The sequence below is a fragment of the Pedobacter terrestris genome (assembly GCF_052343045.1).
In the GTDB taxonomy this organism is placed as follows: domain Bacteria; phylum Bacteroidota; class Bacteroidia; order Sphingobacteriales; family Sphingobacteriaceae; genus Pedobacter.
The window spans coordinates 4,379,722-4,403,853 of sequence record NZ_CP180264.1; the positions used below are offsets into that span (position 1 = coordinate 4,379,722).

At 39.4% G+C, this 24,132-nt stretch carries 15 protein-coding genes; 8 read left to right on the forward strand and 7 right to left on the reverse strand.

Features of this window, described 5'->3' with window-relative positions:
- Window positions 1-103: 103 nt before the first annotated feature.
- The 4 genes from ACJVDH_RS18765 to ACJVDH_RS18780 all read left to right on the forward strand — a co-directional run bounded on the left by ACJVDH_RS18765 (window position 104) and on the right by ACJVDH_RS18780 (window position 5,013).
- The gene (locus ACJVDH_RS18765) at window positions 104-1,153 is read left to right on the forward strand and encodes a PfkB family carbohydrate kinase (protein ID WP_443944931.1); all 1,050 of its coding nucleotides are present in this window, start codon (window positions 104-106) and stop codon (window positions 1,151-1,153) included.
- Complete coding sequence (locus ACJVDH_RS18770) at window positions 1,150-1,812, forward strand: bifunctional 4-hydroxy-2-oxoglutarate aldolase/2-dehydro-3-deoxy-phosphogluconate aldolase (RefSeq protein WP_443944932.1); 663 nt, start codon at window positions 1,150-1,152, stop codon at window positions 1,810-1,812. Before ACJVDH_RS18765 ends, ACJVDH_RS18770 begins: the two co-directional genes overlap by 4 nt.
- 23 nt (window positions 1,813-1,835) lie before the next feature.
- Window positions 1,836-3,275, forward strand: coding sequence for an MFS transporter (locus ACJVDH_RS18775; protein ID WP_443944933.1), 1,440 nt, complete (start codon window positions 1,836-1,838; stop codon window positions 3,273-3,275).
- Between the two features lie 112 nt (window positions 3,276-3,387).
- The gene (locus tag ACJVDH_RS18780) at window positions 3,388-5,013 is read left to right on the forward strand and encodes an NADP-dependent glyceraldehyde-3-phosphate dehydrogenase (protein ID WP_443944934.1); all 1,626 of its coding nucleotides are present in this window, start codon (window positions 3,388-3,390) and stop codon (window positions 5,011-5,013) included.
- Between the two features lie 101 nt (window positions 5,014-5,114).
- Here the strand turns inward: ACJVDH_RS18780 and ACJVDH_RS18785 are convergent, their stop codons facing one another.
- The 4 genes from ACJVDH_RS18785 to ACJVDH_RS18800 all read right to left on the reverse strand — a co-directional run bounded on the left by ACJVDH_RS18785 (window position 5,115) and on the right by ACJVDH_RS18800 (window position 12,682).
- Complete coding sequence (locus tag ACJVDH_RS18785; RefSeq protein WP_443944935.1) at window positions 5,115-5,855, reverse strand: rhamnogalacturonan acetylesterase; 741 nt, start codon at window positions 5,853-5,855, stop codon at window positions 5,115-5,117.
- 66 nt (window positions 5,856-5,921) lie between these two features.
- On the reverse strand, window positions 5,922-7,565 hold the full coding sequence (locus tag ACJVDH_RS18790) for a DUF4957 domain-containing protein (RefSeq protein WP_443944936.1): 1,644 nt from the start codon (window positions 7,563-7,565) through the stop codon (window positions 5,922-5,924).
- Between the two features lie 17 nt (window positions 7,566-7,582).
- A complete protein-coding gene (locus ACJVDH_RS18795; RefSeq protein WP_443944937.1) occupies window positions 7,583-9,424 on the reverse strand; it encodes a RagB/SusD family nutrient uptake outer membrane protein in 1,842 nt (613 codons plus the stop codon).
- 18 nt (window positions 9,425-9,442) lie between these two features.
- Window positions 9,443-12,682, reverse strand: coding sequence for a SusC/RagA family TonB-linked outer membrane protein (locus ACJVDH_RS18800; RefSeq protein ID WP_443944938.1), 3,240 nt, complete (start codon window positions 12,680-12,682; stop codon window positions 9,443-9,445).
- A 258-nt stretch (window positions 12,683-12,940) separates the two neighbouring features.
- Here ACJVDH_RS18800 and ACJVDH_RS18805 point away from each other — a divergent pair, with 258 nt between their 5' ends.
- Together ACJVDH_RS18805 and ACJVDH_RS18810 are read left to right on the forward strand one after the other, a co-directional pair.
- Window positions 12,941-13,975 carry a LacI family DNA-binding transcriptional regulator gene (locus tag ACJVDH_RS18805; RefSeq protein WP_443944939.1) on the forward strand — a complete coding sequence of 345 codons (1,035 nt, stop codon included), beginning with the start codon at window positions 12,941-12,943 and terminating at the stop codon, window positions 13,973-13,975.
- A 328-nt stretch (window positions 13,976-14,303) separates the two neighbouring features.
- Window positions 14,304-15,488 (forward strand): class I SAM-dependent rRNA methyltransferase, encoded by a 1,185-nt coding sequence (locus ACJVDH_RS18810; protein WP_443944940.1) that lies wholly within the window; start codon window positions 14,304-14,306, stop codon window positions 15,486-15,488.
- On the opposite strand, the gene ACJVDH_RS18815 is transcribed toward ACJVDH_RS18810, so the two are convergent.
- Window positions 15,489-18,200 (reverse strand): BamA/TamA family outer membrane protein, encoded by a 2,712-nt coding sequence (locus tag ACJVDH_RS18815; protein ID WP_443944941.1) that lies wholly within the window; start codon window positions 18,198-18,200, stop codon window positions 15,489-15,491.
- A gap of 3 nt (window positions 18,201-18,203) precedes the next feature.
- Between ACJVDH_RS18815 and ACJVDH_RS18820 the strand changes: the two genes are divergently transcribed.
- On the forward strand, window positions 18,204-18,608 hold the full coding sequence (locus ACJVDH_RS18820; protein ID WP_443944942.1) for a hypothetical protein: 405 nt from the start codon (window positions 18,204-18,206) through the stop codon (window positions 18,606-18,608).
- A 982-nt stretch (window positions 18,609-19,590) separates the two neighbouring features.
- Window positions 19,591-21,336, forward strand: a complete 1,746-nt coding sequence (gene aspS / locus ACJVDH_RS18825) for an aspartate--tRNA ligase (RefSeq protein ID WP_443944943.1) — start codon at window positions 19,591-19,593, stop codon at window positions 21,334-21,336.
- 79 nt (window positions 21,337-21,415) lie between these two features.
- On the opposite strand, the gene ACJVDH_RS18830 is transcribed toward aspS, so the two are convergent.
- On the reverse strand, window positions 21,416-22,966 hold the full coding sequence (locus ACJVDH_RS18830) for an Rne/Rng family ribonuclease (RefSeq protein ID WP_443944944.1): 1,551 nt from the start codon (window positions 22,964-22,966) through the stop codon (window positions 21,416-21,418).
- A 284-nt stretch (window positions 22,967-23,250) separates the two neighbouring features.
- Complete coding sequence (locus ACJVDH_RS18835) at window positions 23,251-24,129, reverse strand: tetratricopeptide repeat protein (RefSeq protein ID WP_443944945.1); 879 nt, start codon at window positions 24,127-24,129, stop codon at window positions 23,251-23,253.
- Window positions 24,130-24,132: the final 3 nt, after the last annotated feature.

The following is a 24,132-nucleotide window of genomic DNA, read 5'->3' on the forward strand; positions in this document are numbered from 1 at the left end:
CTTTTTGGAGTGAAAAGCTTTGAAATAATCCATTTCAATCGTTTTCAAAGAAATAAAATGCAATGTAGCGTTGCATACCGAAATGCGCAGATTAACCACTAAAATGAGCGATCAATTATTAGCTGCAACAGAAAAAGGAAAAAAAGTTTTAAGCTTTGGCGAAATACTTTTACGCATTTGCCCAGATATGAGTGGCGAGTGGTTACGTGAAAATAAATTGCCTTTTTATGTTGGCGGTGCCGAGCTGAATGTTGCAACCGCGCTTGCACTTTGGAACGTACCTTCTTCGTACTTATCGGCTATGCCGGATAATTCAATAACACAAGAAATTGCGAACGATTTACGCCAGAAAAACGTCAATATTGAAAATATGGTTTTTCATGGCGAACGTTTAGGCTTATATTTTTTACCTAAAGGAAAAGACCTTAAAAATGCCGGCGTGATTTATGATCGTGCAAATTCTGCATATGCAGAACTGAAAACCGGCCAGATTAACTGGGATGAAGTTTTTGAAGATGTATGCTGGTTTCATTTCAGCGCAATTTGTCCGGCCATTAATCAATCTGTTGCAGATGTATGTTTAGAAGCATTAAAAGCTGCAAAAGAAAGAAATATTACGATATCTCTGGATTTGAATTACCGGGCAAAACTGTGGAAATATGGCAAAGAACCAATAGATATTTTGCCACAACTGGCCAGCTATTGCACTTTAATTATGGGCAATATTTGGGCTGGAAATAAAATGCTCGGCACAAATCTGCATCCGGATTTAAACCATCAAGGCGAATACGAACAAGAGGTTTTGCTGCAACAAGCGAAAGAAACATCAGAAGAAATTCTGTCCAGCTTTCCAGCTTGTAAAGCGGTTGCCAATACATTCAGATTTGATCACGGTAAAGGCATTCGCTATTACACCACATTATTTATTGATGGAGAATTAACCGTTTCTAATGAATACATATCTGAAGAAATTTTAGACAAAGTGGGCAGTGGCGATTGTTTTATGGCCGGATTAATTTATGGCTTTTACAACCAGTTAAATGCTGCCGAAACGTTGAATTTTGCAACCGCAGCAGCTTATGATAAACTGTATATTCCGAGCGATGCTACCACAAGCACAGTAGAACAAATAGAGAAAAGAATTAGACCATGATAAGCAACAAACACAAAATCTTAGATGCCATTCTAGAGCAAGGTATGTTACCACTTTTCTATCAGGATAGTGAAACAGGCAGTGTAGAAATTTTGCGCACATTATATAAAGCTGGTATTCGCGTTTTTGAATATACAAACAGAGGCAAATCGGCTCTGCCGAATTTCAAAAAACTGAAAGAAGTACGTGATGAAGAAATGCCAGATTTGTATCTGGGGATCGGCACGATAAAAACCCCAACAGAAGCAAAAGCTTTTATTGATGCGGGAACAGATTTTATTGTGGCACCAATTGTAAATCCAGAAGTTGCAGAAATCGCCAATAAAATTGATATGTTATGGATTCCGGGATGCATGACGCCGACAGAAATCAGCATCGCACAAGCAAACAAAGCCATGTTGATCAAAATTTTCCCGGCTAATATTTTAGGGCCCGAGTTCATCTCTTCAATAAAAGATTTATTTGCCGGCCAGCTGTTTATGCCAACCGGAGGTGTAGAAATTGATGAAGAAAACCTTAAAACCTGGTTTAAAGCAGGTGTTTGTGCCGTAGGAATGGGCAGCAAGCTGATCAGTAAAGATGTTATGAGCAAAGGTCTTTATGATGAGCTTGAAGACAATACCAAACTCGCCCTTCAACTCATTCAAAAAAGTAAGTAAATAGTAAACCAACCTCTAACCAAATGAACCAACCAAAAATAGGCAAATACAGATGGACAATATGTGCACTTTTGTTTCTTGCTACAACCATAAATTACCTGGACAGGCAGGTGCTTTCACTTACCTGGAAAGATTTTATTGTTCCTGAATTTCACTGGACAAATAACGATTATGGAAATATAACCGCATTATTTTCCATTTTCTATGCCGTATCTATGCTTTTTGCCGGGCGCCTGGTTGATAAACTGGATACCAAAAAAGGTTTTCTATGGGCTATCGGCGTATGGTCTGTTGGTGCGTGTTTACATGCTTTCTGTGGCATTGCAACTTCAGGAATTATTACAGGAAACTGGTTTGTAGGCTTTGAAGGTGCAAAAGATATTATTGCAACAGTTAACAATACAGGTATGGTTATTTCGGTAAGTGTAACCTTATTCATTTTTGCACGTTTTGTTCTTGCAGTTGGCGAGGCCGGAAACTTCCCTGCTGCCATTAAAGCAACTGCTGAATATTTCCCGAAAAAAGACCGTGCTTTTGCAACCAGTATTTTTAATGCCGGCGCAACCGTTGGTGCACTTGCAGCGCCAATAACCATTCCCTTTATTGCCGAAGCTTACGGTTGGGAAATGTCTTTCATTATTATTGGAGCTTTAGGTTTCATCTGGATGGGGCTTTGGGTATTTGTGTATAATAAGCCCGAATTGCATCCACGCGTAAAAGCAGAGGAACTGGCTTACATTCAGCAAGATTTAATTGCAGACCGCAAACTAGCCGACTATGTAGAAGAAACCACAGAAAAAGTTTCTTTTTTAGATTGTTTTAAATACAAACAAACCTGGGCATTTGCCTTTGGTAAATTTATGACTGATGGCGTTTGGTGGTTTTTCTTATTTTGGACACCTGCATATTTAAGTTCTGTTTACGGAATGGATTCTACTCAAAGTGCTTTCCCCTTGTTTATTCTATATGTGATTACTTTACTATCCATCATTGGCGGTTGGTTGCCAACCTATTTTGTAGACAAAAAAGGAATGAATCCTTACGAAGGTCGTATGCGTGCCATGCTCATCTTCGCATTTTTCCCTTTACTGGCACTTTTTGCGCAACCACTTGGCCATATTACGTATTGGATTCCTGTAATTATCATTGGTATTGCTGGCGCAGCACACCAGGCTTGGTCTGCAAACATATTTTCTACTGTTGGCGATATGTTCCCGAAGAAAGCAATTGCTACTATTACCGGAATCGGCGGAATGGCTGGCGGTATCGGTTCCTTTTTCATCAATAAAGGATCTGGTTTATTGTTTGATTATACCGGGCAAAACCAAGTTGTATTTATGGGATTTAAAGGTGAAGAAGCCGGATATTTTATCGTCTTCTCTATATGCGCTGTCTGTTACCTGATCGGCTGGGTGGTGATGAAAGCGCTGGTACCTAAATACAAAGTAATCGAACTAAAATAAAGTATACGGGGCGTTAAAAGCGCCCCGAAATTTCAACCCTAATAACCTAACAAACTTAATCTATACTTAAACTATGGGTTAAGCATTTATTAAACTTAACACAGATCCCAAATTGAGTACACCTTTAAACCTCGAAAGTATTTTCGTTGAAGAAAGCCAGATTCCGGATGAATTTAGGCTTAAAGAAGAGATCAATCAAAAAGAGTATCTTTCTAATGGAGAAATGAAAACCTGGAGCGGACCTTTTAATGAGGTTTTCTCTCCGGTGTGCGTAAAAACGCCAGAAGGTTACAAACGCAAACGCATCGGCAGTTTTCCGGTTTGTACGGAAAAAGAATCAACAGAAGCATTAGATGCAGCCGTTGCTGCTTATGATAACGGTCGCGGACAGTGGCCAACCATGAGCGTTGCAGACCGCATTAGCTGTGTAGAAAATTTTACACAGAAAATGATTGAGCAAAAAGAAATTGTAGCGAAACTTATTATGTGGGAAATCGGAAAATCTTATGCCGATTCTGTAAAAGAGTTTGACCGTACTGTAGAATATATTTATGCCACAATTGATGCATTGAAAGATATAGACAGGCAATCTTCTCGCTTCGAAATTGAACAAGGCATTGTTGCGCAGGTTAGACGTTCTCCATTGGGCGTTGTGCTCTGTATGGGTCCGTTTAATTATCCGCTCAATGAGACTTTTACTACGCTTATCCCGGCTTTGATTATGGGCAACACGCTTTTATTTAAACCCCCGAAACACGGAACTTTACTGCATTATCCTTTGCTTGAAGCTTTCCGATCAAGTTTTCCAAAAGGTGTGGTAAATACCATTTATGGCAGAGGAAATACGATTGTACCGAGTTTGATGAAATCGGGAAAAGTAAATGTACTTACGCTAATCGGTTCAAGCAAAGTAGCCAATGAACTTAAAAAACTGCATCCAAAAGTAAACCGCTTGCGCGCAATTTTAGGCTTAGATGCTAAAAATGCCGCCATTATTACTAAAGATGCAGATCTGGATCTTGCCGTTTCCGAAACTGTTTTAGGTTCATTATCTTTTAATGGACAGCGTTGTACAGCAATTAAGATTGTATATGTACACCGCAGCCTGGCACAAGAATTTTTAAAACGTTTATCTGCAGAAGTAGAGAAACTAAAATTTGGTATGCCTTGGGAAAAAGGTGTAAACCTGACTCCACTTCCGGAACTGAATAAGCCAGAATACCTGAAAGAATGTATTGATGACGCAACTGCTCACGGCGCTAAAGTGGTAAACAAAAACGGCGGACAAACTTTCGAAACTTTTGTATATCCGGCAGTAGTTTATCCGGTAAACAGCAACATGAAATTGTATCGCGAAGAACAATTTGGCCCGGTTATTCCGGTTGTACCTTTTGATGATTTAGAAGAACCAATTGAATATCTGATTGGCTCGCCACACGGCCAGCAGGTGAGTATTTTCAGCAACAACGCTGCAGTAATTTCTTCACTTATTGATCCGCTGGTAAACCAGGTAAGTCGTGTAAACATCAACTGCCAATGTCAGCGCGGGCCAGATGTATTTCCTTTTACAGGTCGTAAAGACAGTGCAGAAGGTACGCTGTCTGTGGTAGATGCATTACGCTCTTTCTCTATACGCTCTTTGGTGGCTACAAAGTTTACCGACAGCAATAAAAAGCTTTTAAATGAAATTGTACGGGATGATGATTCCAACTTCCTGAGTACAAAATATATCTTTTAACACCCGTTATCTGAAAATTGGCGAAGGCCATAACGCTCAAAAGCCGCAGCTTGGAAGGTTTCACTCCCCGACTGCGGCTTTTTTTGTGGTTCAAATATTTCTTATTTCAGCTTTTTAGCCAGATTTAACTTCAATTCCTTTATGCCACTTGCCACCAATGAAGCCACTTGCTTTGCACCAAGCGGACTTAAATGCGTGTCGTCTTTTTTCCCTTCGGGATAATTCTCATTCCCGGGTTCAACGTGATTAAATAAGGCAATTGATTTTTCATCACCCAAACGGATTAACAGACTTTCAGTCTTTGCAAGCATATCGATTATCGGAACATTAAGTGAATCTGCAACCTGTTTCACTGCACGCGGATAATCGCCATGCGTATCCATTAAAACCCCATTTTTAAAACTTCTGCGTGCAATTGGGGTTAGCAAAACCGGTGAAGCTTTTTTTGCACGCGCCTCTTTGATATACTGGACTAAATTGGCTTTAAATTCTGCAATTGTTGTGCCTACAGCGGGTTTATCAATTTTTTCATCATTGTGCCCAAACTCAATAAAAACATAATCATTGGGTGTAAGTTTATCTACAATAGGTTGCCAACGGTTCTCTGCTCGAAAAGATTTGGTGCTTCTTCCATTTAATGCGCGGTTATCAATCTTCACATCTGTTTGAAAAAAAGATTGAAATTCCATTCCCCATCCGGTTTCCGGATATGCTTTTGCTTCTTTGTTGGCGGCAGTAGAATCTCCAATAATATAAATTGTTGTCGTCTTTTTTTGAGCTAAAGTGAAAGAAAGCAACAGGAGTGTTGCGGTGGCAAACAAGAGATTTTTCGTTGAGTTCATGGAATAAATTTAATATAAAAAAGGGGCAGTTTTGAATTGCCCCTTTGTCAAATATTCAGTTCAAAATTAGTAAGTCCACCGCGGATCGCCAATTGCAGTTGCAGTACTACTTGCAGTACGCAAAGCAGAACCAACCGGCAAAGTAAAATCTGTTGTGGTGCTTGTCCAGCTTAAAGCCAGTGTCTGGTTGCTGTTTAAGCTTGCAGTAGAAAATGTCAATGCTGTACCTGCACTTAAAGCGCTGGAAAGGTTAAAATAATTTGAATTGGAAATGGTAAGTGTACTCCCGCTTCCTGTTGCACGGATTGCCGCAGCATTCACCGTTCCAGATTTTGGCGTATTGGCCAGAATACTGTTTTGTATAACGAAAGAAATTGGATTAGCGGCTGCATCCAGAAATGCATATTTCGCATTGCCTCCAAAACCGTTAAAGGTAGAATAGCTAATTAATACTGCAGGAACAACATCGCCCGCATAAGTTGTGCTTGCTGTAACAATACCTGGGCCTGCATTATAAAATGTAGATTTTGTGATATTTAATGTATTAAACTGCAGTTTATTTAAGTGGAAGGTATAGTAACTTGATGAGCCGTTTGCGCCCATATCATACACTATAGAATTGTTTACTGTAATTCCTGTAATCTTGAAATCTCTCGCCGCCGTTCCTCTGTCGCCACGTAAAAATGCTGTAGTAGAACCATGTACAATGCAGTTATCAACCACAATATTGGTAAAAGTTGCCGCACTGGCGTTATTTGCCTGGCTGCCAATTAGGTTTAGAAAATATAATGATGCATTGGTGGCTCCATCAAAATCAATTCCCGAAAGGGTAATTCCGGCACCAGTTCCTTCTAAATCAAATTCTTTATAAATCACTTTTGTATCAGAAGGATTGCCTGAAGTAGATTTTATGGTAATCGATTTTTGTGTGATGAAACTCGCAAGTGTTAAATTGTACGCTCCGGGATTTAAACCGATGATTGCACCATTGGCGGCCGTGGTGATTGCTGTAGCCAAATCATCACCAGGATTAAGTTTTATCGTATAATTTGTAGCGGCCAAAGTGGTAAATGATACAATTCCTTTACTTTTTGTACCAGCAAACAACTCTGCAGAATATTGGGTTGCAGCGGTTAAACCTGTTATTGTTTTTAAACCTGCCGCAGCATCTGCAGTGTTTAATGTGGAAGTTACCGTAGCTCCGGTTGCTGGTTTAAGCACAATAGATGTAAGATCAGATTCTGGCGTATACCGAAGTGTTACCGCTGTTTCTTTTATTTCATTATCGCGCACGGCAAGGAACAACTGTACACCAGATATTTGAAATACAGAACTTCTTACATATTTAGATTCTGGCTGATCGGCAGTTGCATTTGCTTTTACACGGGCGTAGTATTTGGTTCTTACCGATAAATTATCTTCTGTAACCGATACACCTGTAGTATCAGACGTGGTAGAATATTTAACTGTAGAGAACAAAGAATCTGTTGAGAAATCTATACTGTATTTCAACTTTTTCCCGGTAGACATAAGCGGCGCTGTCCAGGTTAATTTAGCAGAAGTCTCTGCTGTAGTTATTTTAATGTCGCTTGACTTGAATATTCTTGCTGGCTCAGTAATTACCTCCTCCTTCTTGCAAGAAGCTATAAGGCCAATAACTGCCGAGAATGCAATCAGTTTTACAGATGCCTGGTATAATAATTTTTTCATCACTTTACTGTTAAGGGTTAGTAACCAAAGTTTTGGGCAATATTGGTGTTTTCAATCAACACGGTTTTCGGATATGGAAACAACTCTTTTTTATTTGCTTCAAAATAATAGGCAAACCCGGTTGATGTACTGGTTATAGAATTGTCTTCTGTAACAGATTTCCGCCAGTTTTTGGTGGTATAACCTGTTGGCGCTGTAGCAACACCTAAACCTGGCGTTACAAAAACATTGTTTGGTGTACCACCGTAAAGATCTAAGGTGGCTACTTCATTTACCGAAGTTCCCTGCACATATGTACCTTCTTTTGCATAGATATAATCCGGCACAGTAGCGTAAATTCCGGTACCTGCAATAAGTGCACGAAGTTTGGTCCGTGTTTCTTCAAACTTGCTGTTCATTAAATTCCAACGGATTAAATCGTACTTACGGATACCTTCTCCGCCAAATTCAAGCAAACGTTCTTTTACAATTGCATTAAAAAACCCGGTTTTATCTGTTGGCGTTACCGGAATTTCCGTTTCGCGGCCTACATATGCGCGTTTCTGTACTTCTTGTAAAGCGCTGGTTGCTCCTGCAGATGGCGCGCCATTTATTTCATTATCGGCTTCAGCATACATCAGCAATACATCTGCAAAGCGAATTAGCGGCCAGTTGATGGCAAAATTCTGTGATGAGGAACTGCCGTTAAATGCGGTCCATGATTTGCGGAATTTTGCATCGGTTTGGTTGAATAACGTATTGATGATTTTTTTAGACGTTGCTGTAATTTCAAAAACTCCGATGGTTACATCTCTGCGTGAATCGCGGCTTGCATCAAATTCATAGAAATATGTAGGAATAGCATTCATTCCTCCGCCACCAGATCCAAATGTAGATGCAGAATTAAACCGAATGCCGTTGTAATATCCAAGTTTACTATCTGTAGAAGCATTACTGCCGTACGCGGCAACCTCCATCATCAGTTCATGTGCATCATCATTTCGTGTGCCGTGCAGCGACTTAAAAACATTTTCGAAACTCGGATTTAAGGTATGCTGCGCGCGGTTATTCAACAAATCTGCGCACTCATCAAAAGCAATTTTGTAATACGTTAAGTAATCTGAGCGGCGTTCCATAGTATGTGTTGCGGTACGCAAAGCGAAACCTCCGCGAGCAAGCGCAATTCTGGCACGTAAAGCTTTAATTGCACCTTTTGTAAAACGGAAACTTCCGTATTCTGCAATTTCTGTACGCCATGGAACAAGGTCTTCTGCTGTTTTTAAATCGGCAATAATCTGCTCGTAGGTTTTATCCCGATCGGCGTTGGCTCCATACAACGTGCTTGCATCTGCAGAAGGCACAAATGACGCCGGAACATCGCCCCAATTGCGGATTAGTTCATAGAAAAACTGCGCGCGTAGTGCAAGTGATTCGCCATAATAACGTTTCATTGCAGCTTGTTCTGTTGCAGAACCGCCGGTATAAATTTTAGAAAGCGGAATATATTTGATACAGATATTGGCACGTTCAATTCCAGCGTACAATTGCAGGAATGGGTTAATCAAATCGGTATTGTCAGAACTTGCACCATACATACTAATTCCGCGGCGATCAGAAGAACTATAACTTCCTGATGTACGGAAATCATCCGCGGTTAAACCATATAAAGTAGAGATTCTGCTTCCGTAACCGTTATCCCCGCACAATCTATTGTATACGGCCAGAACTGCAGAATTGGTATATGTTGTACTTTCAAAAACAACATCTGGTGATGAAGTTGACGGGGATTCAACATCAAGATATTTCTTGCATGATGTTGTTAAAGTAATTGCTCCAACAGCGATCAGCATTAAAGCGGATTGTATAAAATTACGTTTCATGTTTTGCTATGCTAAGGATTAAAATACAAGGTTTAAGCCGGCAAGAATATATCTGCTTCTAGGATATGCAGCATAATCTACGCCCGGTGTAAGTGGATTTGATCTTCTGGTATTTGCCTCAGGATCATAACCTGAATAACCTGTGATAGTGAAGAGATTGTTTACTGTTGCATAAACCCTAAGTTTAGAGATAAAACCCGTTCTTTTAATCAGGCTTTGTGGCAAAGTATATCCCAATGTTACGTTGCTTACGCGGATAAAAGAACCATCTTCAATAGCGTAAGAGGTTAAAGCATAGTTTCCGGTAGTTGGTGTCCACATGGTGGTATTTGCATTCATTGCAGTAAGCGCTGCCGGATCTGTTACTCTAACGCCATTTGCATCAAAATTTTTCCATCTGTCTGTCATTACAGAAAGCAGGTTATTGTCTTTTACATTGTATTGAGAAGTGAACTCAAGTTTGTTGGCGTTATATACTTTATTTCCATAACTGAAGTTGATAAACACCGTCATGTCCCAATTTTTATAGGCGAATTGATTGTTAAAACCACCAATGAATTTCGGCTGTGCATTACCTAAAACGGTACGATCGTCATCGCCAATCATTGTACTGGATGATGAAGAAAGTTTTTTCACTTTCATATCTCCCGGTTGTGGATTTTTATTTCCTAGTAAAGCATAACTGTTCGCCACACCAGATTTTAGTGTATAGGTATATGAGCCATTCGTGTTCTGCACATACGTAAAATCATCTACAGTATAACGACCATCAGATATAAAACCATAGAACTGGCCAACCGGCTGACCGACCTCAACTTTATAATCGCCCAGACTGTTTACCCATCCAGATTGCGTGATGTAAGAATTTACACCATTCTGAAGTTCAATAATTTTATTCCGGTTAAAGGAAATGTTGAAACTGGTGGTATAATTAAAATCTTTGGTTTTAATGGCCTGATAGTTCAATTGAAACTCCCAGCCCTTGTTTTGCGTTTTACCCACATTTTGTTGTTGTGTGGTATAACCAGTAGTTTGCGGCACATTGGCGTTAAGCAACAGGTTTTTCGTTCTGTTGTCGTAATAATCAATGTTCACGTTTAAACGGTTGTTGAATAAATCAATATCCAAACCGGCATTTTTAGAAATATTGGTTTCCCAGGTGATGTTTGGATTAGATAAAATTGTACCGCTGGTTGTTCCAGAAATTAGGCCTGTAGCTACAGATGCATCTGTAGCAGCGTAACCACCTGCAGTAGAACTGGAGTAAAACAACGTACGGAATAAATCCTGACCAATACGGTTATTACCTGCCGCACCATAGCTCACTCTGGCTTTCAGGTTATTTAACCAATTCCATTGTAAATCTTGCATAAATTTCTCTTCAGTTACGCGCCATGCCACTTGTGCTGAAGGGAAATATCCCCATTGTTTACCGGGCGCAAATAAAGAAGATGCATCTGTACGGAAGTTAACAGTTGCCAGATATTTGTTTTTGAAACCATAAGACGCTCTTGAAAAAAGAGAGAATTGTCTGGTTGCAGAAATTAAAGATGTAGGTTTATCCTGTACAGAACCTGTTGGCGGCTCTGCTTTCTGAATGCTGGCAAAAGCCTGATCGGCTGTGATATTTACCGGAAACCATTTGATGGTTGCACTATTAGACGTAATATCAACCATGTTAATTTCTTGTCCAACCAACAAATCCAGACTGTGGTCTTTGCCCAGGTTTGGTCTGTAATTTAAAGTGTTGGTATTGATGATGGTTTTCTGACTAGAATTATCAAGCTGAATAGCCGGCAAACCTGCATTGTTGCGGGCAACATAACTCACCGGGCCATTGAAAGTATTTGTTTTCCGATCGGTAAAATTCATCCCGATGGTACTTTTAAACGTCAGGTTTTTAAGAATCTGGTATTGAAGATAACCGCTGCTGATCAAGTCATTTCGGTAATCGTACTTCAGTTCCTGATTGGCAAGTGTAATTGGATTGGTTAGGCCTGTTGTTAAGTAATCGGCATCAAATAAATCGCCAGAGTCACTTCCGCCAGTGTAAGGTTGGTAACGTACAGAATTACGCAAACGGTTAGTTCCCTGGGATCCTGTAGAAGACGTTCCAACACCGTCAATGCGTTGTCTGCTGTAACGAACGTTTACACCAACGCGAAATTTATCTGATATTTTATGGTCAAAACGGAAAGATGCAAAGGTTCTTTTATAACCTGAATTGAGCATAATACCGTCTTCACCGGTATTATTTACAGAAAAGTTGTAAGTCGTTTTTTCTGTACCGCCAGATAAGTTCAGGATTTGAGTATTGCTCCAGGCTTTCTGCCCAAAAACTTTATCCTGCCAATCTACATTTTGGATATTTCTATAAATATCCAAATCTTCAAAAGTGCCGTATTTTTTAGTAAAAGTATCTTTAACATCCTGCGACGTATTGTTATTGTACAATTCGTATTGGTACATCACAAAATCGTATGGGTTCATTACGTCCAGTTTATTTACAATTTGCCTAACACCAGCGTAAGCATCAAAAGAAACTACCGTTCTTCCGTTTTTACCACTTTTTGTGGTGATAATCACAACGCCATTTGCCCCGCGACTACCATAAATGGAAGTAGATGCAACATCTTTCAACACGTCTATAGATTGAATTTCATTTGGAGAAAGGATAGAAAGTGCATTTTCAACCTGAATCCCATCAACAATGTATAGAGGAGAATTATCGCCGGTTAATGAACTTCCACCACGTACTTTTATCGTGATATCTGCACCTGGTGAGCCTTCTGTGGTGGCTACAGAAACCCCAGCAAGTTTACCGGCCAGAGCTTGTGCGGCCGTACTTACCGGAAATTGCTCAATATCTTTTGCGCCAACAGAAGATACAGAACCGGTTAAGGCCTCTTTACGCACAGATCCGTAACCAATGTTAACCGTAACTTCTTCCAGTGTATTGGCATCTTCTTCCAGTATAGCATCTATTTTTGATTGATCTGTGAATGGAATGTTTTTGGTTTTGTATCCAACGTAAGTAAAAACCAGAATACCGCCTTTTGCCGGCACAGCAATTTTATAACCGCCATTTGCATCAGAAGTGGTTCCTGTTTTGGTGTCTTTAATGCTTACACTTACTCCAATCAAAGGTTGCCCGTCAGATTTATCTTTAATAATACCGGAAATTTGCCGGGTTTGGGCTTGAGACATGTTACCAAAAAAAAGGGTAATACAGGTCAATAAGAGTAAAACTCTGCTCATAATTATTTTGAATTAAATTTGGTTTTGCTAAGATTGTATGTAATTCAAAACATTAAGAATTTTATTCTTAATTGATTCTTAATGGATGATTTATATTTGGTTTTTTTTAGCTTAACAATTTTACAAACTAAAAATTAATTGAAAAGGGATTTAACCAAAAAACTATGCAATCGTTCCCGAAAACGTTTTCACCAAATTGAAAAATGAACGTTTTAGCCCACTTGCTGGGATATTTTTTGTAAATTGGGAGACCAAAACATGAGATTCGAAACGTCTACAATAAAAGATATTGCCAAAGCTTTAAACCTATCTACCTCTACGGTATCACGGGCGCTACGCGATAGCTATGAAATTAGCGAAGAGACCAAAAAAATTGTTATGGCGTATGCCAATAAGGTCAACTATCAGGCAAATCCAATCGCCCGCAGTCTTAAAGAGCGCAGAAGTTATTCCATAGGTATTATTGTAAGCGAAATTGCCAATAACTTTTTCTCCCAGGTAATTAACGGAATGGAAGCTGTTGCATACGATAAAGGTTACCATGTGATTATCTCGCAAAGCCACGAGTCTTTTAAACAAGAAAAAATTAACGTACAGCATCTTGCCTCGCGTTCTATAGACGGCTTACTCATTGCACTTTCTTCTGAAACTCAAGACATAGATTACCTTCGGGATTTATACGCCAAAGGATTGCCCATCGTGTTTTTTGATCGCGTACCAGAAAATTTTGCCACGCATAAAGTTATCGCCAATAATTTTAAAGGCTCTTTTGATGCGACCGAACATTTAATTCTTTCCGGAAAACGAACCCTCGCACACCTGACCAATTCAGAAACCTTATCCAATACGAAAGAACGCTTAGAAGGTTATAAAGCTGCTTTAGAGAAATACCATATTGCTTTTAGGCCAGAGTTGGTTAAATATTGCCAGCATGGCGGCATGCATAGTGAAGAACTTCAAAATGCGGTAAAAGAATTGCTTCCATTTAAACCAGACGGCATCTTTATTTCGAGCGATCGCTTAACAACCGGCTGTATCATGACCTTGAAAAACACCAATCCAGAAGTGGCACATCGCATTGCAATTGCAGGTTTTACCAATTCCAATCTTATTGAGCTCTTTTCACCTTCGCTTACATCGGTACGCCAACCCGCATTTGAAATGGGACAAGTAGCCACAGAATTGCTGATCAAAATGATTGAAGCCAAACAACCGATAGAGGAATTTGAAACCAAAATTCTGAATACAGAACTTATCAGAATGCGCAAAGATTTAGGAAATCGCTTTTTGTAACTGATTTCACGCAGATAAAAAGAAAAGAATAACGCTAAAAGCACAAAGTTTGGAGCATAGCGTTAAGCATAAATAATCTATAGGCAACTTTAATCTCCATGTTTTCCGTGGCTGGTTTTACTTTACACATTTTTTCCATTTCAAAAAAAGAGTAAACATAGAATGAAGTGAAGCAATTTACACGATATTCTATTTGCCTTTTTCCGTGCTCTCCGTGGCAAATCCTCTCATTCAAATCTGGAATTATCTGTTCATCAAAAAATTTGCTTCGTCGTGCCTCCTTGTAATGACGTGCTTACGAATAACAAATATTCTTACCTTTGCGGCTATGGTAGAAATCATTCTGAAAAAGGGCAAAGAAAAAGCAGCCATTCAACGGCATCCCTGGGTATTTTCTGGTGCTTTAGATAAAATTAAAGGGAAACCCGAAGATGGTGAAGTCGTCAAAACAATTGCATTTGACGGGGAATTTCTGGCCTATGGTTTTTTTAATAGCAACTCTCGCGTAGCTATTCGCTTAATTGAGTGGGATGAAAATCTCAAAATTGATCAAACCTGGTTTTCTAACCGGTTAAAACAAGCCATTTCTGCAAGAAAATCGATCTTAAATGATGAAACCAATACCTGCAGACTTGTATTTAGTGAAGCAGATTTCCTTCCGGGATTGATTGTAGATCAGTACGCAGATTTTCTATCGATGCAAATTTCCAGTTCAGGAATTGATCGCATGAAACAGGATATTGTAGAAATCCTTAAAACGGAACTCTCGCCAAAGGGCATTTTTGAAAAAAGTGATGCAACTGCCAGAAACCATGAAGGTTTAGCCTTAGAAAATGGTTTATTGTGGGGCGAAAATCCACCAGAATTTTTAGAAGTTAAAGAGAACGGAATCCGATACAACATTAACATTGCAGAAGGCCAAAAATCTGGTTTTTATTGCGATCAACGCGATAATCGCCAGATTCTAGCCAGCTATGCAAACGGCAAAAAAGTTCTGGATTGTTTTAGTTACAGCGGCGGTTTTAGCTTAAACAATTTAGCTAAAGGTGCTGCAAAAGTGGTTAGTGTAGATAGTTCTGCACTTGCTGTAGATACGCTGAAACAAAATGTTGCACTGAACGGATTTGATGCCGAGAAAGTGACGGCTATACAATCTGACGTAAATAAACAACTTCGGGCATTCAAAGAATCGGGAGAAATGTTTGATGTGATTGTACTCGATCCACCAAAATATGCACCATCGCGTTCTGCTTTAGATCGTGCGGCACGTGCTTACAAAGACCTGAACCGCTTGGGTATGCTTCTGGTGGAAAAAGGCGGTTTATTGGCTACATTTTCATGCTCTGGGGCAGTAGATATCGAAACATTTAAGCAAATTATTGCCTGGGCAGCACTTGATGCAGGTAAAGAAGTTCAGATTATTAAGCAATTCTGCCAACCAGAAGACCACCCTGTACGCATTTCATTTCCGGAAGGCGAATACCTGAAAGGCCTTTTGCTTAGGGTTTTATAATTAAAACCTGAAACCCAAAGAAATGTATGTTAAGGTACTTTCTTTAGAAAAACCTACAACCCCCTGCAGCAAAATCAAATCTGCGGGGGAAAAATAAATCCCGCCGCCGTAACCATTGTGCCAATTTGAAGAACTGGTTTCTGGCGACCAAACACGGCCGATATCATGAAAGCCGATTACACCGAGTTTTCCCGGAAATAAATAAGAATTGAAATCCAGCACTTTTAAACGCACCTCCAAATTGTTATACGCCATGGTACGCCCGGTAAATCTCCAGGTGTGATAACCACGCAAGGTTTGAGGGCCGCCAAGTTTCATCATCTGATAATATTCCGGCTGTCCAAAATTAGTTCCAAAACCCGTTCTGTTGGCAATTACAAAAACGGAATCCTGCCCCGGATTTAGATAAAAACTGAAATCGGTATTAAAATCAGCATAACGTTGTTTTCCAACGTTTAGGTTTTGTAAAGCATTAAAAGTTGCTTGCCAGTGTACACCGTTTGTAGGTTGTAAGCTATTGTTTCGCGTATCCACTTTTGCACCCACGGTGATTCCAGAATACCATCTGGTTCCAAAAACAAAAGCATCCGGATTTTCCAAGTTATATTCTGCCAGAAAACGCTGCTCATTATTAGACAGAGAGCTGTTATAAAATTGTCCAGCCAAACCGGCCTTAAGTTTAAATCTTCCATAGGTATGGCTTAAACTCACATCGCCATTGATATAATCGTAGCGATTGCGGAAATGGCTAATGCCATTATCGGTTTCCCGAAACTCTGTATTGTTGCCAATACCGAAAAAGTTGCTGTAATTGTTTGGCCCGTGAGAAAGCAGATTTATACTTAAATCGTTATTTCCAATTGCCTTCTTCCAGTCTGCCTCGTAAGAAATTAAAAACGATTGGCGCACTGTAGAATATTTGACTAAAAATTCGTGGTGAAAAGCATAAGGTTTTTTGCGGAAACCTTGTTTGGTATCTGCAAAACCCAAAATTAATGAAACGCCATAATCGTTATTGTATTCGCCCATAATTACAGGCATAAACCGATCATAAACAAAACTGTTGCGGTCATACTCATTCATTGCAGTATCTGCACTTAAACGAAGTTTTGCTTTTGTTCCATTCTCCACAACATTCTTTTTGTCAGAACGGTCATAGATATAGAGGTTTTTCTTGTTCGTAAAATTATTGCTCAAGGCGAATGTATCTACATCTCCGCCGCCAATTAAGCGTACTTTTATGGACGATTTTTGATCGCCTGTAACGTTAAAAGCATCCTGACCATCAAATCCATACAGCCGAATTTCTTTTGTCACTTCCGGATCGAAACTGCGCGTATAAAGTTGCTGCTGTACTTCGCCGTCTTTTAATGTTTTATTGATTTTTACATCAATTATTCCTCCTGATTTATAATCGATAGAAAAACGTTCATGTTTATCGCTCATCGGAATTTCAACAAAGATGGAAATGAACCGATAATATGCTAAAGCCTGTTTTCGGAGATTGTCGCGCCTGCTGATAAAGGTTTTGGTTAATCGCTCACCATCAAGTTTCCAGATTGATGGTGGTAATTTTTTAATGGCCGATGCAATTTTTTCATCCGTAAGTGCACCTTGTACATAAGCAATTTCTGTTTCCCAATCCGCTTCATTCAGCTGATTCAAAAAAGTGCGATCAAAATAACGTGCATTAAAATTCCAGCCGTTAATGTCTCTGATTTCTGCTTCGTAAGGTTGAAATTTTGATTTTAACCATTGATGAGAAACAATCCACGGAAAAACGCCAGAAGTTTGGTAAAAAACCTGATCCCGATCTCTTGGAATTGGTGTATAACGTGTCGTTTTACCTTCTTTAATTTTATCCCAGCGCCATTGGTCTTCATGCCGGTCCCAATCGCCAAGCAACATATCCAACAAACGTGCGCGCAATACAATTTTCTGATCTACAAGCACATCGTTATCGTCTCTTAATTTTTTAATTACTTTTAAAGAATTGTCGGTTTTATCCGATTCATCCGGAATCCGCTCTTCAAAAAGAAATACCTGGTTGGCAAATTCTTTACGGTATTCGCCCAAACCGGGATCGTCTGCAACGTAAACAACTTCTGGGTTGGAATGTGGAATTTGCAAAGCATCTGCCAAAGGTGGCACCGTTAACGCTGCAAAGGGATTTGACGTAGAAACCTGATCTTGAAGAATATCTTTCGCTATTGTGTTTTTAAGGTTTTGCGGCAATGCGCGTTCCGGAAATTTCTGCAGTGTACGCAGAACATATTCTCTTCCGGATTTATCACGCAACCTTAAAGACTTGGTTTGCATGCCTCCGCCAAGTTTTACAATTTCCAACCCGCCTTGCGCTTTCCTTAGATCGAAAACCCGCACCTTTACAGGCGTTGCCCATGCTTTCCTGTAGTTTTCGCCAAACAGAAAACGATGTGTTTTACCTACTTGACTATATTCCGGTGCAATTACAACTTCAATGCTGTCTTTTATCTGGCTTTGTGCAAACGAAATAAAGGGAAGTAAAAGAAAAATTGAAAAGAGGAGATGTTTATTCAAAATGCAAAACTTAGACACTAAAGATAAAGCAATTTTACGGGGAAAATGTTTAGTCTGCGTAAGTAAAACGCTTTTATGGAAAACAAAAAGGCATTTCATCCTATTGATATACTCTATAGGTTTGAAAATCATCAAAACAAAAACTAACTTCATCGTATGGAAACGGATTTAATCATCAGCCAAATAAATGAAATTCAAAGAGCTGCAAATGAAGCTTTTGAGCAAAAGAAAATTTCCCCATTTATGACCCATTTTGATGAGCAATTAAAATACAGCATTGCAAACGGTAGTGTGTGGACAAAAAAAGAACTGGGCGTTCAGACAGAGAAATTTTTCAGTAACGCAAAACAAATTTCCAAAGAATATTACCGCGTAAAATCCTCTTTTGAAAATGGTGTTTTTGTAGAGAAAATCGCGTCGAAAATTGTAATAAACAAATCTGTTCTGGCAGTTTTTTCGAAGAAACAAACCATCCAGACAGAAGAGGTTTTCCATTGGAAAGAAATTAGCGGACAATGGCGCGTAACAGAAGCTTCATTGATTTTAGAAGAGAAATACTGAAAGGTTGAAGGTAAAAGCTAAAGGGTGAAAGGCGAAAGCCAAAAGTAAAAACCTAAGGTCAAAAATTTCGTATAACTCAGTGTTTCCTCTGTGCACTCCGTGGTTTAAAAAATGTGAAAGCTGAAATGCAATTCCATAACTTCTCCGTGTTTTCTGTGCTTCCGTGGCAAAACCTCTATTTTGGTAGACTGAAAAATAGACTGCTCCCAGAAAGATCGGATTGCCTCCTCGCAATAATTCTCTATATAACTTCTCTGTGCCTTGCTCTGTGTTCCTGTGGTTAAACTGTGAAAGTAGAAAGATCAAAGCGTAAAGCAAAAACGTCATTCCAGAACTTCTCCGTGATTTCTGTGTTTCCGTGGCAAAACCTCTATTTTGGTAGACTGAAAAATAGACTGCTCCCAGAAAGATCGGATTGCCTCCTCGCAATAATTCTCTATATAACTTCTCTGTGCCTTGCTCTGTGTTCCTGTGGTAAACTGCGAAAGTAGAAAGATCAAAGCGTAAAGCAAAAACGTCATTCCAGAACTTCTCCGTGATTTCTGTGTTTCCGTGGCAAAACCTCTATTTTGGTAGACTGAAAAATAGACTGCTCCCAGAAAGATCGGATTGCCTCCTCGCAATAATTCTCTATATAACTTCTCTGTGCCTTGCTCTGTGTTCCTGTGGTTAAACTGCGAAAGTGGAAAGATCAAAGCGTAAAGCAAAAACGTCATTCCAGAACTTCTCCGTGACTTCTGTGTTTCCGTGGCAAAAAATCTAATAATAGCTAGACCGCAAAATAGATTGCTTCCGCGAAAAGCCGGAGCAAGCCGTCTTGCCTCCTCAAAATGATGCGATAAGAAACTGCTCTGTGCCTTCCTTCCTCTGTGTTCTCTGTGGTTAAAAAAAAGAAATTGAAGCTCTAAAAGCAAAAGGAATCTTCTATCCAAAACTTTAAAACAAAATCGGTATTTTTGCCGCTCAATTTAGATGATAACTTATGTTAAGAACAGTTACTTGCGGTGCCTTGAACCTAAATAATCTGGGCGAAAGTGTGACCTTGTGCGGTTGGGTGCAAAAATCAAGAGATTTGGGCGGAATGACTTTTATAGACATTCGCGATCGTTATGGTATAACTCAGTTGGTTTTTAACATGGATGACAATCGCGAATTGTGCGAACAAGCGCGTTTGTTGGGTAGAGAATTTGTGATTAAAGCAGAAGGAACCGTTGTAGAACGCAGCAACAAAAATCTTAAAATCCCTACAGGAGAAGTAGAAATCAAAATATCGGCTTTAGAAATTTTAAATGAGGCAAAACTTCCGCCTTTTATGATTGAAGACGAAACCGATGGCGGGGATGAATTAAGAATGAAATACCGTTACCTGGATTTGCGCCGTAACCCGGTACGCAATAACCTGGTTTTACGTCATAAGATGGCACAATCTGTTCGCCGTTACCTTGATGATCTGGATTTTATTGAAGTGGAGACTCCGGTACTGATCAAATCTACACCTGAAGGTGCGCGCGACTTTGTGGTACCAAGCCGAATGAATGAAGGCGAGTTTTATGCACTTCCGCAATCTCCACAAACCTTTAAACAACTGTTAATGGTTTCTGGATTCGACCGTTACTTTCAAATCGTAAAATGTTTTCGCGACGAGGATTTACGTGCAGACCGACAGCCAGAATTCACACAGATAGACTGCGAAATGTCTTTCATTGAACAAGAAGATATCTTAAATACTTTTGAAGGATTGATCCGTACATTGTTTAAAGAAGTACGCAATTACGATTTGCCTGAAGTACCACGCATGCAATATTCAGATGCAATGCGTTTATATGGTTCAGACAAACCAGATACACGTTTTGCAATGCAATTTGTAGAGCTAAATGATTTCGTAAAAGGCAAAGGTTTTCCTGTGTTTGACAATGCAGAACTTGTTGTGGGCATTAATGCTAAAGGTGCAGCAAATTATACCCGTAAACAATTGGATGAGCTTACAGATTTTATTAAACGTCCTCAAATTGGCGCTACAGGTTTAATTTATGCCCGTCACAATGAAGATGGTACAATTAAATCATCTGTAGATAAATTTTTTAACGAAGAAGATCTAAAACAATGGAGCGCTGCTTTCAATACCGAAAAAGGCGATTTACTTTTGATTTTAGCCGGCAGTACAGATAAAGTTCGTAAGCAACTAAACGAGTTGCGCCTTGAAATGGGAACACGTTTAGGATTGCGCGATAAAAATACGTTTTCTGCCCTTTGGGTATTGGATTTCCCACTTTTAGAATGGGACGAAGAAAGCGGACGCTACCATGCTATGCACCATCCATTTACTTCGCCAAAGCCAGAAGATATTGCTTTACTGGATACAAAACCGGGCGAAGTACGGGCAAATGCATATGATATGGTAATCAACGGTACAGAAGTAGGTGGTGGTTCAATACGTATTCACGACCGCGATTTGCAAGCGTTAATGTTTAAACATCTTGGCTTTAGCACAGAAGAAGCACAGAAACAATTTGGTTTCTTAATGGATGCATTTGAATTTGGCGCACCTCCACATGGCGGTATCGCCTTCGGATTCGACCGTTTAACATCAATTTTCGCTGGGCAAGATACCATCCGCGATGTGATTGCTTTCCCTAAAAACAACTCTGGTAGAGATGTGATGATTGATAGCCCGAGTACTATTGATGAAAAGCAATTAAAAGAATTGAAAATTAAAACTGACCTTTAATCAGGTATATCATCCGCAAAAGCATTTAAAGAAAAAACCCGGTCTGTAACACAGTCCGGGTTTCTTTTTTAATGTTGAATTATAATTTAATCTCTTCGTCTTTTGAGGAGATAAAGTGAAATTCTGTCAAATAATATGAAGGTTGAGCCTTCACTTTGATCCATTGGCCATATTTGAAAAACCAACGTCTTTGTAAGCTGAAAATTCCTTTTGTGATAAACGCTTCGATATATGGATGTACAGAAAGTGTAATTCCTTTTTCGTTTTGTTCTCTTAAAATATAATTAAGGTTATTTTCAATATCGTCCATTAAAACAATACTTGCTTTAATTTCTCCGGTCCCATCGCAGGCCGGACATTTTTCTACCGTTACAATGTTCATTTCCGGGCGAACGCGTTGTCTGGTAATTTGAACCAAACCAAACTTACTTGGAGGTAAGATGGTGTGTTTGGCCCGGTCTAACAACATCAGTTCGCGCAGATGATCAAATAACATCTTGCGGTTTACTGGTTTGTGCATATCGATAAAATCGATGACCACAATTCCGCCCATATCACGTAAACGCAATTGGCGGGCAATTTCTTTTGCCGCTTCCTTATTTACCTGTAAAGCATTCTCTTCTTGATTTTCTTTACTGGCGGTGCGGTTTCCGCTATTCACATCAATAACGTGAAGTGCTTCTGTGTGTTCTACCACAAGGTATGCCCCACCGGGCAAGTTTACGGTTTTACCAAAAGCATTTTTAATTTGCTTTTCTACGCCGAAGTGTTCAAAAATCGGTTCTTTCTGTTTGTACAGTTTCACTATTTTTTCCATTTCCGGAGAAATGTCGTGAACATAAGAACGGATATCATCGTAAAGCTCTGGCGTGCTTACGTAAACGTTTGTAAAATCAGGATTCAGAATATCACGTATTAACGTAGATGATCTGTCCATTTCGCCCCAAACTCTCTTTGATGGCTCGGCAGTAGGCAATTTCTTTATGAAATTTTCCCATTTGGCAATCAGATCAAGAAGATCTTTTTGCATTTCGGCAACCCCTCTGCCTTCTGAAACGGTTCTGATAATTACCCCAAAATTTTGAGGTTTAATACTTTCGATAATCTTTTTTAGCCGATTACGTTCGGTATTGCTTTTTATCTTTTTAGATATGGATATGGTATTGGAGAATGGCACCAGTACCACATACCTGCCGGCAATAGACAGATCGGAGCTTAAACGCGGTCCTTTAGTAGAAATAGGCTCTTTGGCAATTTGCACCGGTACGAGCATATTTTTTGTGAGTACATCAGAAATTTTGCCCGCTTTGTTTATATCCGCTTCGAGCTTTAAATTGTCTAATAATGTACCAGATACCGACCCGTTTCGCTTAATCTTAGTTAGCTTAATTAAAGATTGCACCTGAGGCCCCAAATCAAAATAATGCAAAAATGCATCTTTTTCATAACCAACATCTACAAACGCAGCATTTAGGCCCGGCATAATTTTCTTAATGCGGCCCAAATAAATATCGCCTACAGCGTAGTTATTATTAATTTGTTCTTTATGAAGCTCTACAAGTTGTTTGTCTTCAATCAATGCTATGGTAACTCCGGCAGGAGTCGAATTGATAATTAATTCTTTTACCAACAGCTACAGATTTAAGGCTTTCGCCCATGAAACAAATGGATAGTAACTCAGAAATTCTGACTCAGCAACAAACACACAATTCTAACATCGTATAAATGGTATAAACCTCACAGTATTCACTATGAGGTTTAATTTGCTGTTCAAAACAAGAAACTATTTTTTCTTATGTCTGTTTTTTCTTAAACGTTTTTTACGTTTGTGGGTAGCCATTTTATGTCTTTTTCTTTTTTTACCGCTTGGCATAATCTTAAGTTTTAAATGTTTTTATTAATTCAATCTGTTAATTAATTTTTATTTCTTAGCTCTGCAACCTTCTTATCAATGAATGATGATAGCGTTGGGTTTGCCGCTAATTTCTTGCTTTTTAGATAAGCATCCACTGCTTCTTGTTTGCGGTCTAAATTCTCTAATGCAGTACCTAAATAAAAGTACGCTTCTGGCGTTGGTGCTGTTGCAATAACCGTGTTAAAACGCGGAATAGCTTTATCAAACTGGCCTGATTTTATTGAAAATAAACCCAAATTCATATTTGCTTTAACATTTTTGGGATCTTTAGAAACCACCTCAAGCAACATGGCAATTCCTTCCATTGGTGCGCCGAGGCCATTTACTATTGTAACACCCAAACCCGTTTTAGCATCTATATTTGCCGGATCTTTCTCTAGTGCATTTTTAAAAGACGCATTTGCTTTTTGCAGCAACAAGGGTTGTGCAATACTGTCTTGTGTACTCTCAAAAGCCTTGATAAACTGATTACCTGCTGCCAACCATGTTTTAGATGATGGATTGGCATGGGCAACAACTTCAAGGTATAGGGCAGATGGTGTAATTTGTTCAACATCGTCCCATTTTTGAGCAAGCTCTTTAGCTAATTCTGTCTTTTCTGAACCATCGGCATTTTTGTACTTACCTTCTAATGCTGCAATATCCGTAGCTAAGTTTTGGTTTATTACGTTTTTTGCCGCTGTTGAAGAAGTTTCAATGCTTAGTTCAGGTGAAGATGTGGCAGCTGTTTCGGCCATTTGACCACTCGCAGGCATTTTGCCATTTTCTTCAGTTGGTTTAACCAACCCTTTAATATCTCTGGTAAACAAGAAAGCCGTAAGCAATAAAATAGCTCCAATAATGATAGTCTGTTTTGATCTTACGCCTGCGTTCACCATTTC

Excerpts from the sequence above, each read along its gene's own strand:
- ACJVDH_RS18765 (WP_443944931.1), top strand. The coding sequence starts at position 104 with ATGAGCGATCAATTATTAGCTGCAACAGAAAAAGGAAAAAAAGTTTTA.
- ACJVDH_RS18770 (WP_443944932.1), top strand. The coding sequence starts at position 1,150 with ATGATAAGCAACAAACACAAAATCTTAGATGCCATTCTAGAGCAAGGT.
- ACJVDH_RS18775 (WP_443944933.1), top strand. The coding sequence starts at position 1,836 with ATGAACCAACCAAAAATAGGCAAATACAGATGGACAATATGTGCACTT.
- ACJVDH_RS18785 (WP_443944935.1), bottom strand. The coding sequence starts at position 5,855 with ATGAACTCAACGAAAAATCTCTTGTTTGCCACCGCAACACTCCTGTTG.
- ACJVDH_RS18790 (WP_443944936.1), bottom strand. The coding sequence starts at position 7,565 with ATGAAAAAATTATTATACCAGGCATCTGTAAAACTGATTGCATTCTCG.
- ACJVDH_RS18795 (WP_443944937.1), bottom strand. The coding sequence starts at position 9,424 with ATGAAACGTAATTTTATACAATCCGCTTTAATGCTGATCGCTGTTGGA.
- ACJVDH_RS18800 (WP_443944938.1), bottom strand. The coding sequence starts at position 12,682 with ATGAGCAGAGTTTTACTCTTATTGACCTGTATTACCCTTTTTTTTGGT.
- ACJVDH_RS18805 (WP_443944939.1), top strand. The coding sequence starts at position 12,941 with ATGAGATTCGAAACGTCTACAATAAAAGATATTGCCAAAGCTTTAAAC.
- ACJVDH_RS18810 (WP_443944940.1), top strand. The coding sequence starts at position 14,304 with ATGGTAGAAATCATTCTGAAAAAGGGCAAAGAAAAAGCAGCCATTCAA.
- ACJVDH_RS18815 (WP_443944941.1), bottom strand. The coding sequence starts at position 18,200 with ATGAAGTTAGTTTTTGTTTTGATGATTTTCAAACCTATAGAGTATATC.
- ACJVDH_RS18820 (WP_443944942.1), top strand. The coding sequence starts at position 18,204 with ATGGAAACGGATTTAATCATCAGCCAAATAAATGAAATTCAAAGAGCT.
- aspS (WP_443944943.1), top strand. The coding sequence starts at position 19,591 with ATGTTAAGAACAGTTACTTGCGGTGCCTTGAACCTAAATAATCTGGGC.
- ACJVDH_RS18835 (WP_443944945.1), bottom strand. The coding sequence starts at position 24,129 with ATGGTGAACGCAGGCGTAAGATCAAAACAGACTATCATTATTGGAGCT.